Below are 11,828 nucleotides of genomic sequence, written 5' to 3' on the forward strand. Positions count from 1 at the left end.
CGCGGCGCCGGGAAGTCAAGGCGGGACCAACCCATATCAAGGAGCGCTCATGACGAACACATTCAAGGCAGGCGACAAGGTGCAATGGCATTCCCCGCAGGGCACGGTGACGGGCACGGTCAAGAAGAAGCTGACCGCGCCCACCGACATCAAGGGGCACCATGTCGCGGCATCGAAAGAGAACCCGGAATACCTGGTGGTGAGCGACAAGACCGGGGCGGAAGCGGCGCACAAGCCGCAGGCCTTGACGAAGGCGTAGGGCAGGCCGCCGACCTCCGGATGTGCTCAGGGATGGTTTCGCCGGGACTGGTTTCGCCGAGCACGGCAGCCTGCTTCAGCCTTGCAAGGCGCGCACCATGCTTGCCGCTTCACCGAAGCGCAGTTCGCCGATGAGCTCGGCCACGCCGGCAAACTCCGCGTGAACGACGCCGGCCGGGCGCTGTTCAACGAGATCGAGTGCGCGCAGATTGCCGCTGTCAAGCAGGGGCAGCAAGGCTGCGAGCCAGGCGTCCCGGTCGATGCCGTGGGCCGGAGCAGGCGCCGTTTCGGGAGCCCGGACCGGTTCGAGGGGCAAGGCTTGCTCGATCTGCAGGATGGCGGCGCGGATGAGTCGCTCGAATTCCGGGGCGGGGACGGGCGCTCCCGGGGCGCCGGTACGGCACCGTCGTTCCTCGGCGAGCAGGCAGCTTGCCAGGCGCTGCGCGCCGATCATCAAGGCCAGGCCGCGGAACATGTGAAACTGGGCAGCCCTCGCCGACAAGTCATTTTCCGGCTGCGCCAGGCTGTCGACGAAGGTCCGCGCTTCGCGCCGGAACCGGCCCAGCATCTGGCGATACAAGGGCACGTCGCCTTTCATCCTGCGCAGCGCCGCGGCAAGGTCGGTATCCCGGCCGCTGCCGTCCGGCGCCTCCTTCGGCCGGACGACGGACGCGGCGCCGCGGCGCTCGACCACTTCGATCACGCGTGCGACGACCTCGTCGATGTCGAACGGTTTCGCGACATGGGCATCCATGCCCGCGGCCAGGCAGGCCGCTATGTCGTCGCTGGAAACGTTTGCCGTCATCGCCAGGACAGGCAGGCTGGCGCCCTGCCGCGTCTGGCGCAGGCGGCGCGTCGCTTCCAGGCCATCGATGTCCGGCATCTGCATGTCCATCAATACGGCGGCATAGGCCGCGCCATGCCGCGCAGCCAGCGCGACCCCCTCGGCGCCGCCTTCGGCCAGATCCACGCTGGCGCCTTCGGACTGGAGCAATTCGAAGGCCACTTGCCGGTTCAGTTCGTTGTCCTCCACGACCAGCAGGCGCATGCCGGCCAGCGGCAGTGCGCGCGACGCTACGGCAGGCGTCGACTGCGCGTCGGCGTCGGGATGAATGGCTTGCAGCAAGGCGCGTTGCAAGTCGGCCAGCATCACCGGCTTGGCGAGGAAGCCGCGGACGGTGGTGCCGCCCTCGTGCATGGCTGCGGACAAGCCGTCGGCGCCATAGGCGCTGACGACGATGACGGGCGTGGCCGTCGCCGGATCGGCCGCCAGCGCGGCGGCCGCTTCGAACCCGTCCATGCCCGGCATGCGCAAGTCCATCAGCACGGCGCGATAGGGTGCCGCGCTCGACGCCGCCCGCCGCACCATGTCCAGGGCCGCAGCCGCATCCGCCGCGGTATCGGGGTGGCAATCCAGGGCTTCGCAGAGCCTGGACAGGATTTCGCGCGATGCGGCGTTGTCGTCGACGATGAGTAGACGGGCGCCTGCCAGGGCGCTGGCCGCCGCGGCGGCCGGCAGGGAGGGGGAGGCCTGCCACGCAAAGTCGGCATCGAACCAGAAGCGGCTGCCGCGGCCAGGCTCGCTCTCGACCTTGAGCTCGCTGCCCATCAACTCGACCAGCCGCGCACTGATCGCCAGTCCCAGGCCGCTTCCGCCATAGCGGCGGGCGACGGATGCCTCGGCCTGGGTGAAGCTGTCGAAGATCGCGGCCTGCTGATCTGGCGGGATGCCAATGCCGGTGTCGCTCACGCTCACCCGCAGGCGGATCCGGTCATCTGTCTTCGCCAGCACCTCCAGCGCGACGATCACATGCCCCTCCCTGGTGAACTTGAGCGCGTTGCCGGCAAGGTTGACCAGCACTTGCTGGATCCGCAAGCGATCGCCGACCAGGACCGCAGGGACGCCGGCCGCGATGTCGAACAAGACCTCGACCGGGTCGCCTACGCTGTTGCCGATCAGGATACCTGCCAGTTCGCGCAATACCGGCTCGGGTTCGAAAGGATGCAGGTCCAGCGCCAGCTTGCCGGCGCCGATGCGCGAAAAGTCGAGTATGTCGTTGAGCAGCGACAGCAGCGCCTTGCCGGCGTAGGCCGCCTTGTCCACGTGGTCGCGCTGGCTGGCCGTCAGGTCGCTGCGCCGGATCAGTTCGAGCATGCCCAGCACGGCGTTCATGGGGGTGCGGATTTCGTGGCTCATGTTGGCCACGAACTGGCTCTTGGCCATGCTGACCTGTTCGGCCGCGCGCGTCGATGCCAGCAGGTTCGCTTCGTTTTGCTTGCGCTGGGTGATGTCGATGGCCACGCCCAGGTATCCCAGCAACTGGTGATCGTCGTCGCGCATCGGCGTCACGCTCAGCGACACCGGCAGCCGGGTTCCATCCTTGCGCACATACGTCCATTCGCGCGTCTCCGCCCCGGTCTGCTCCGCGATGCGCACGAAGGTACGGAAGCCGTCGACCGGCTCGCCGAGCTGCGCGCTCAGTTCCTCGCTGCGCCGCCGCACTTCTTCGGGCACATGGAGCAGGGCGGGGGTGGCGCGCCCGACCATGTCGATGGCGGCATGGCCGGTCATGCGCTCGGCGCCCGAATTGAACACCGTGATGAGTCCATCCGGATCGGTGGCGATCACGGAAATTTCGGATGCCGCATGCAGCACGCTGCTGAACAGGGCGCTCATGTGGCGCAAGGCCGCGTCCGCTGCCACGCGGGAGGTGACGTCCGAGCGCAAGCCGACGTAGCGTTCAATGACGCCGTGCTCGTCGAAGTAGGGCGAAATGACGGTGTCGAACCATTTCAGGCTTCCATCCGCACTGCGGTTGCACACCAGGCCGTTCCAGGTACGGCCAGCCGCGATCGTCTCCCACATGCGCGCCCAGAAAGCGGCATCGTGCATTCCCGACCTGAGCAGACGATGGTCCTGCCCGATCAGCTGTTCGCGCCGATACCCCACCACTTCGCAGAAATTATCGTTCACCTCCATGATGCGACCGTCGGCATCGGTGACCGAATACAGCATTTCCTCGTTAATCGTCCGAATGAGCACGTCGTTCTGCCGTAATGCCGACGCCAGCGCAGTGCGGCTGGCGACGATATCGGAGACGTCGTGCACGATCACGTAGAAGCCGCGCACCCCCTGCGGGCCATGGTCCGGCAGGTAGGTTGCCAGCGAGTGGCGCACCGTGCCGTCCGGGCTCGGGATGGCGCGCTCGAATACCTGGGTATGCCCGCGCAGGGCGGCGTCGATATGCGGATGATTCATGGCATACAGTTCCGCTCCCAGCAGTTTCTGCATGGACTTGCCGACGATCTGCACCGGTGAAGCACCGAACCATTTGCTGTAGGCCTGGTTTGCGAAGCGGTTCACCTGGTCGCGGTCCCAGTAACCGATCATCGACGGCACGGCATCGAGGACGGTACGCAAATCGCGCCGCGCCGCCTCCAGCTCGCTGGTGCGCTCGCGCACCTGGCGCTCCAGCGAACTGTTGAGGCTGCGCACCTCGTCCTGGGCGGCCACCAGTTCCGAGATATCGCGCACCGTGGCCGACGCGCCTGTCACCGTGCCGTGCGCATCGCGCAAGGGGACCGCGGTGAGCGAGACCGCGAACTGGCTGCCGTTGCGGCGGCGCATCAGCGCATGCGCGATCGAGATGGCCTCGCCCGCGAATACCGTGTCCAGCGCGAGTCGTTCCTGCGCATGCTGGTTCACGGGAACGGTCAAGGCCGCCAGCGGCTGCCCGAGCGCCTCGGCGGCCGGATAGCCGAAGATCAGGGCCGCACCCGGGTTCCAGCTGGTGACCCGTCCCTGCCGGTCCAGGCCGATGATGGCATCGATCGAGGCGTCGACCATCCCCGCCAGCTTGGCCTGGCTGGCGTGCAGGCGGAGCCTGCGCTCGCGTTCGAGCAGCTTGGCGGCCACCAGCGCACTGCACAGCAGCGACACCAGCACCCCCGCGGCGCCGGCATAGGCGGGACGCACCAGGCGCAACTGCGCTACGAACGCGGGCGACGGCTGGAAGCTGGCCGACCACTTGCGTCCCATCACCTCGATCGAGCGCCGCGTCGCCGCCGCCGCGGCCTCCGACGTTCCCGTGGCGTAGAACGGGACCGGCGTTGCGCCCGTGACGTCGGTCAGCGTCAGGCGGCCGCTGGGAAGGTGGCCCAGCCGGTCCAGGATCTCGCCCATCACCAGCGGCGCATAGGTCCAGCCCGTGACCTCGGCCCGCGACGCACCATACACCGGCAACAGCATCAGGAACGACTGGCTCGGCTTGCTGCTTGCCTGCATCAGGGTAATGGGGCCGGTGAGCGTCGCCGTGCCGCTGCGCATGGCGGTTTGGGCCGCGATGCGGCGCTCCCGTTCCGATCCGATATCGAGACCGATGGCCTGGCGGTTCGCCTCGAACGGCTCGATCAGTTCGATGACATAGTGTTCCCCGTCATGCGGCTGGAGCTGGCGGATCCGGAAGTCCGGCCATCCGGCGCGGCGCCTGTCCACCAGGTATTGCCGCGTGTCTTGCGGCGCGACACGCCGGATAAAGCCGAACCCGCGTGCTCCGGGGAACTCGGTCGCATAATTGCGTGAGCTACTGTAGCGGGCGAAGCGGGCACGGTCCATGCCGTCGATTCCCGTGACCGCCAGCACGCCGCGCGCGCTCAGCAGGCCATAGGTATAATTGCGCAGCAGCGTCTCGGTGCTGTCAAGCACTTTTGCGAGCGCTTCCTGCGCGGCACTGGCCACGGCATGTTCGTTGTAAAGCGTCAACTGGTGCGTTCCCAGGCCGGACAGCGCCAGCAGCGTCGCCAGTACCGCAAGCGGCACGCGGATCCAGTAGGGCGTTGCCTTCATGGACATCGGCTCTCCAGTAGTTGCCGGAACGCGGGCAGCGGCATCGGACGCCCGTAGAAATATCCCTGGGCGGTACGGCAGCCGAGCGCCGCCAGCGTCTCGGCCTGGCCGGCATCCTCGACCCCTTCGGCCACCAGCTGCAGTCCCAGGCCCTGCGCCATTTGCACGATGGCGGTGATGATGGCCCGGTCGCTGCGGTCGACCAGCAAATTGCGCACGAAGTGCTGGTCGATCTTCAAGACATCGATCGGAAAGCGCTTCAAGTAGCTGAGGCTGGAATAACCGGTACCAAAATCGTCGATGGCAATGAGCACGCCATGGTCTTTCAGCCATTCCATCGCGGTGCGGTGGTGCTCGAGCTGGTTGACGAGCGTTCCTTCCGTGATTTCCAGCTGCAGCAGTCCGGCTGGAAGTCGGGTGCGTTCCAGGATGTCACTCACCCTGCCTGCAAACGTGTCTTCAGTTAATTGTCGTGGCGATACGTTGACTGCCACGCTAATGCCTGCACCGCAGGACTGCCACAGCTGCGCGGCACGGCAGGCTTCCTCTAGCACGAATAGACCCAATTCGACGATAAGTCCGCTTTCCTCGGTGCCCGCGATGAAGTCGGCGGGACCGACCAGCACGCCATCGCCCCGTCTCCAGCGCACCAGCGCTTCGGCACCGACGATGGCGCCCGTGAGCAGGTCCACCTTCGGCTGGTAATACACGTCGAAAGCACGCGTTTCCATGGCGTGCTGCAAGGAGCGCTGCAAGGCCATGCGCGTGCGCAGGCTTTCTTCGATGTCATGCGAATAGAAGCGCCAGCAGTTGCGGCCTTCCCGCTTTGCGCGGTATGCGGCGCTGTTGGCATGGCTGTAGAGTTGCTCGACATCGACGCTGTCGTCCGGGAACAGGGCGATCCCGATGCTTGCCTTGAGCGTGAAGGTGTGCTCGCTGACGTGAAAGGGCTCGGCCAACACCTGCCGGACGCGTTGACAGAACTGGTTGACTTCGTCGACATGCCTGACTTCGCTCAGCAGGACGAGGAACTCGTCGCTTCCCTCGCGGCTGAGCGTGTCGGTGGCGCGCAGGATCCCCCGCAGGCGCTGGGCGAGCGACTGCAGGATGGAGTCGCCGTCGCTGTAGCCTGCGCTGGCATTGATCATCTTGAAATCGTCGACATCGATGGTGAGCAGGGCGATGCGGGCACCGTGCCGGCGTGCTGTCTGCAGCGCTTGCTCGCAACGGTCGCGCAGGAGCATCCGGTTGGGCAGATTGGTCAAGGGATCATGGTTTGCCAGGTGCGTCATCTTGACCGCCATGGCGCGCGTTTCGCTGACGTCGTGGAAAACGATGATGGCCCCGCGCACAATGCCTGCATGGTCGCGGATCGGCGCGGCCGAATCTTCGACCGCAAAGTGGCGGCCGTCGCGGCGGCGCAAGCAGCAATCCAGGGCCATGCCCACGATGCGCTGCTCGGCCAGCGCAAGCCTGACCGGATTGCGTGTCGTTGCCCCGCCGATGCCAAGGGTAAGGGGCATGATCTGCTCGATGGGCTGGCCGCAGGCCTCGCTGTCGAGCCATCCGGTCATCGATTCGGCAATCGGGTTGCAAAATGTCACGAGGCCTGCCATATCGGTGGCAATCACGGCGTCGCCGATGGAATGGAGGGTGATGCGCATGCGTTCCTGCTCGTCGCGCAGGGCCAGCTCCGCACGGCGCCGGGGCGTGACGTCGGTAATGAGCAGCAGGTAGCCTTCCGCCACGCCATGCTCGCGCTGGCAAACCAGCGCTGCCTGGCCGAAAATCGGCTCGCCGTCGGGGCCGGGCAGTTCGAGGTCGAACGTGGCCGCGTCGCCGCTCGCGTGCGCCGCCTCGATCCAGGGCGCCAGCTGCGGCCAGACGGCAGGACCGGCGACGTCGGCGAGCATGCGCCCGCGCAGCTCCGCGGCCGAGGCGCCGAACCATAAGCCCGCACGGTCGTTGCAGAACAGGTTGCGCAAGTCCCGGTCCCACTGCGCCACGAAGGCGGGCAGGTGGAAGAGCACCGTTTCCAGATCGCGCTGCGCGCGCGACAACTGGCGTTTCGCCATGCTCAATTCCAAGAGATTTTCGACACGTGCCCGTGCCACGACCTGATCGAGGGGCTTCTGAAGGAAGTCGATCCCGCCCGCGCGCAAGGCGGACAATTCCTGATGGGCATGGCTAGTGATGAACATGACCAGCGCATCGTCGAGCAATGCCTGTGCACGCAATGCCGCCAGCACTGCGTAGCCATCCATTCCCGGCATATCGATATCGAGCAGGATCAGCGCGGGACGCAGCTTCATTGCCTGGTCCAGGGCGCCCGGCCCGTCGATCGCGAAGTGCATGTCCGCCAAGCCTGCCAGGGCCTTGCGCAGCATCTGGATATTCGATGGCTGATCGTCGACGATCAGGATCGACGGGCGCATATTGGCCAGGAACCGGGGCGCGGTCGTCGAATTACTGTCGGAGTGCGGCATGCGTGGATTGCGCTTGCAGGATCGCATCGGGAAAGGGATGCGAACGATGGTAGCACCTTGCGAAGCGCTACGGCAATGCCTAAGTTATTTCCGATTTTCAACCCCTTACTGCACGCGCGAAGTGGGTGTGCTAGCATGGCTTCAGACGGTATGTTTTGAAACGATATCAATCCAATGAGCTCCCCACCCGGCCAGCTTAGCGAGAGAGTGCGCATTCTCGTGGTGGACGACCAGGCCGCCAACATCGTGCAGATCCGGCATATCCTGGGGACCGAGCTGGAGACCTTCGCGGCGACCAGCGGTGAACAGGCCCTCGACATGTGCCTGGCTGCACCACCGGACTTGGTGATACTCGACATGCGCATGCCTGGAATCGGTGGGCTCGACACTTGCCGCCGCCTGCGCGCGGATGTGCGGACACAGGCCATCCCGGTCATTTTCGTCACCGCCGCCACCAGTCCCGAAGATGAAGACGCGTGCTGGCTGGCAGGCGGATCGGACTTCGTGCTCAAGCCGATCAATCCGACGACCCTGCAGAACCGGGTGAGGGCCCAGTTGACCTTGAAGATCCAGGCCGATCAGTTACGCCGGTTGGCGTATCTCGATGGCCTGACGGGCTTGCCGAACCGGCGCAGCTTCGACGAACGCTTCGGTATCGAATGCCGCCGCGCATTCCGCAATAAAACGCCCCTCAGCATCCTTCTCATCGACATCGATTACTTCAAGCTTTATAACGATCATTACGGCCATATCGCGGGCGATGCCTGTTTGCGTGAAATTGGTCACTGCCTGGCTGAAAGCATTCTGCGTCCCGGCGATCTGGTGGCACGCTACGGCGGGGAGGAATTCGTGGGGCTGCTTTCCGAGACCGGCCATGCAGGCGCCTTGCGCGTTGCACAGGCGATTCTCGACCGCGTCAGCCAGGCAAAGCTCGGCCACGCCGCCTCGCCGATCGGTTCGACGGTCGCTGTCAGCATTGGCGTTGCGACCAGGATCGTGCAGCAGCACGAGCTTGTGCACGAGGCTTGCCATTCCCTGCTCGAGCAGGCCGACCGTCAGCTGTATCGCGCCAAGCAAGCCGGCCGGGCAGGTGCGGCCGGCATCGAGCTCACTACCTGACCGGAAACGAAGGTGATCTGGTCGACAGCACCGGATGCAGTGCAGGCGGGGAGGGCGCCGCATCCCATTTCAGCGTAGTCGAAATAGGGGAAAGATTGCCGTGACAACGGGGCAATGCCATGTGTTGTTTCTCGGACGAATGTCGTCGCGCTACGTTGCTATGCGGAAATTTAAAAGATAGCATGCACTCTGTATTTACTTTCGTCCGTCTTGGAGGCTGCATGTCAAGGGTTGCGCTTCGGTTGTTGAAACCTATTTTTTCGGTCGTCAGCGCAGCTGTCTTGCTCGGTACCCCGGCTTGGTCGGCAGGCTTGCAGGCACCCGGTCCGATTGGCGACTTGACCATTGGAGGGACAGGCGCTGCGCTCGGGACCATGCAAAAGCTTGCAGATGAGTTCAAAAAGACGCATCCCCATGTCACGGTCAAGGTTCTACCCAGCCTGGGAAGCGGCGGAGGTATCAAGGCCTTGATGGCCGGGCACCTGACGGTCAGTGTGAGTTCCCGCCCGATTACCGCTGCGGAAAAAGTCCATGGCATTGCCGCAATGGAGCTTGCCAGAACACCATTTGTTTTCGCTACCGGCCTCAAGACACCGGCGACTAACGTCACCCTGGACGAACTCGCAGCGCTGTATTCCGGCAAGTCACTGCATTGGTCCGATGGCACGCAGGTGCGTCCCGTGCTGCGCCCGCTCGTCGATGTGGACACCCAGGTTGTCAAGGATATATCGCCCGCGCTGGCTCAGGCCCTGGCCGAAGCCCATCAGCGACCTGGCAAGAACATTGCGATTACCGATACCGACAGCGCCGATGAACTGGAAAATATTCCTGGCGCGTTCGGTACCTCGACCTTGTCGCTGATTATGTCGGAAAACCGGCGCTTGAAGGTTCTGGCTGTAGGAGGAGTCAATCCGACTATCCAGAATGCGAGCAGTGGCAAATATCCATATCTGAAATCGATTTATCTTGTGATGCCGGCCAATCCGTCACCGGTCGCGCAGTCCTTCGTCAAATTTATCGATTCGTCTTCAGGAAGAACGGTGCTATCCCAGATGGGTAACATTCCCGTACTGAACACCAAATGAGTCAGCAGCAGACCGATGTCCGGCTTATCAAGCTCATCAATACTATTACCGTCTGCGTCTCGATCGCGGTCGGCGTTGCTCTGCCTGGCTTGTATTTCCTTACCAAATTCAATCATCAGCACGGGGAAGTCGCTGCCTTTGCCCATATTCATGGCTCACTGGTAACAAACGCCATTAACAAGAATCCGCACATGTGGCGTTTCGAAGAGCATAAGCTCATGGCGCTCATGGCGGATTTTTCAAACACCGAGCATGGCGGCGTTACCCATAACAAATACAATTCTGTCCATAGCCTGCTCAACCTCGATCGCAGCGCCATTCTCCGCAATGACGAAGCAGTACTGCCATGGCCAGTTCTGAGTCATGAAGTCACCCTGTATGACGCGACCAAACCGGTGGCGTTCTACCGAGTCGAGCAGACAATGCGCGGCATGATGATCGAAACGCTATTTGTCGCAGGATTCGGTATGCTGCTTGCCCTGCTCATCGCCATTCCCTTGCGCACATTGCCGCTGCGCGCCTTACGGCAATCGCAGCAGCGCCTGGTGCATATGGCGCACCACGACATACTTACCGGCTTGCCCAACCGAGCGCTGCTGGACGACCGTCTCAATCAGGCAATCCTGTATGCGCGGCGCTACGAACGCCAGGTCACGCTGGTGTTCATCGATCTCGATAATTTCAAGACCATTAATGATAGCCTGGGGCATGACATCGGTGACGAGCTGCTCAAGGAGACCGCGGAGCGGATGAAGCAGACGGTTCGCCAGACCGACACGGTGGTTCGCCTGGGTGGTGACGAGTTCGTCATCATCCTGTTCGACCAGCCTGAGAAGGCCGAAAGCATCACCAATACGCTGCAAAAAGTCCGCGACGTCATAGCTCAGCCGCTGGCAATTGGCAGCCATACGCTTCGCGTCACCTGCAGCATGGGGCTGGCGACCTATCCGGAAGATGGCGAAGACGTCACGACCCTGCTCAAGAATGCCGATGCCGCGATGTACCAAGCCAAGGCACTTGGGCGCAATAATTTTCAGTTCTATACGCCCGAGATGAATAGCAAACTGCAGGAGCGGGTGTTTTTGCAGCAGGGTATGCTCGACGCCTTGGCGAAGAACGAATTTGTCTTGCTATACCAGCCGCAAGTGCATATCCAGACAGGCCAAATCATCGGTGTGGAAACGCTGATCCGCTGGCAGCACCCGGAACTGGGTTTGATCCCGCCGCTCAGGTTCATTCCATTGGCTGAAGAAACTGGCATGATTGTACAGATAGGCGAATGGGTGTTGAGAACCGCCTGTAAGCAGAACAAGGCATGGCAAGCGCTAGGCATGCCACCAATTAAGATGTCCGTCAATGTTTCCCCGCGCCAGTTCAAGGAAAAAAATTGGGCGCTGATCGTCTCGAGCGCATTGCAAGAGAGTGGTCTGGAAGCGAAATACCTGGAGCTGGAGATCACCGAGAGCCTGATCATGGAGAACGTTGAGCGGGCCATTGCAGTCATGAATGAACTGCAAGAGATGGGGGTGCAACTGTCCATCGATGATTTCGGCACGGGTTACTCCAGCCTGAGTTCACTTAAACATTTCCCGGTCGCACGGATCAAGATCGACCAGTCCTTTATCCGCAGCCTGCCCGGTAATGACGAGGATCAGTCGATCGCCATGGCCGTCATCGCGCTAGGACACAAGCTCAAGCTTAAGGTAGTGGCGGAAGGGGTGGAAACCGAACAGCAGCGCGCCTTCCTGTACGAAAACGAGTGCGACGAGATGCAGGGATACCATTTCAGCAAGCCAGTTCCTGCAGCAAGCATCGAGCAGATGTTTGTGAAAACCATTCGTTCATGACCCAACGCCCAGGTTTCTCGATCCTACGAAAACGCCAACCGGCATGGGTTGGCGTTTTTTTTGGCGCTGTCACCGCTACGTGTAGAAATTGAACTGCTGGGCTCTAGCGAGGTCGAACTGCCATTCGACCATCGAGCGGAGTCTGGCATGCAGGCAAGACGCTTCACAACATGGCTAAGGCAATTGA

General features: G+C 62.9%; 6 protein-coding genes. 4 read left to right on the forward strand and 2 right to left on the reverse strand.

The annotated features are described in order from the left end of the window. Positions 1 to 49: 49 nt before the first annotated feature. Positions 50 to 259 carry a hypervirulence associated TUDOR domain-containing protein gene (locus ACFPOU_RS20735; protein ID WP_379725858.1) on the forward strand — a complete coding sequence of 70 codons (210 nt, stop codon included), beginning with the start codon at positions 50 to 52 and terminating at the stop codon, positions 257 to 259. 75 nt (positions 260 to 334) lie between these two features. On the opposite strand, the gene ACFPOU_RS20740 is transcribed toward ACFPOU_RS20735, so the two are convergent. Together ACFPOU_RS20740 and ACFPOU_RS20745 are read right to left on the reverse strand one after the other, a co-directional pair. Next, a complete protein-coding gene (locus ACFPOU_RS20740) occupies positions 335 to 5,110 on the reverse strand; it encodes a CHASE domain-containing hybrid sensor histidine kinase/response regulator (RefSeq protein WP_379725861.1) in 4,776 nt (1,591 codons plus the stop codon). After that, positions 5,101 to 7,590 (reverse strand): two-component system response regulator, encoded by a 2,490-nt coding sequence (locus tag ACFPOU_RS20745; RefSeq protein WP_379725864.1) that lies wholly within the window; start codon positions 7,588 to 7,590, stop codon positions 5,101 to 5,103. The genes ACFPOU_RS20740 and ACFPOU_RS20745 overlap by 10 nt, the downstream gene beginning before the upstream one ends. A 174-nt stretch (positions 7,591 to 7,764) precedes the next feature. On the opposite strand from ACFPOU_RS20745, the gene ACFPOU_RS20750 reads away from it, so the two are divergent. From ACFPOU_RS20750 to ACFPOU_RS20760, 3 genes are all read left to right on the forward strand, one after another. Then, positions 7,765 to 8,709: a diguanylate cyclase gene (locus ACFPOU_RS20750; RefSeq protein WP_379725867.1), complete on the forward strand. Its 945-nt coding sequence runs from the start codon at positions 7,765 to 7,767 to the stop codon at positions 8,707 to 8,709. Between the two features lie 221 nt (positions 8,710 to 8,930). After that, positions 8,931 to 9,794, forward strand: coding sequence for a PstS family phosphate ABC transporter substrate-binding protein (locus tag ACFPOU_RS20755; RefSeq protein ID WP_379725870.1), 864 nt, complete (start codon positions 8,931 to 8,933; stop codon positions 9,792 to 9,794). Further along, positions 9,791 to 11,641, forward strand: a complete 1,851-nt coding sequence (locus ACFPOU_RS20760; RefSeq protein ID WP_379725873.1) for a putative bifunctional diguanylate cyclase/phosphodiesterase — start codon at positions 9,791 to 9,793, stop codon at positions 11,639 to 11,641. The genes ACFPOU_RS20755 and ACFPOU_RS20760 overlap by 4 nt, the downstream gene beginning before the upstream one ends. Positions 11,642 to 11,828 lie beyond the last annotated feature (187 nt).

The organism is Massilia jejuensis, assembly GCF_042656795.1.
Classification (GTDB): domain Bacteria; phylum Pseudomonadota; class Gammaproteobacteria; order Burkholderiales; family Burkholderiaceae_D; genus Telluria; species Telluria jejuensis.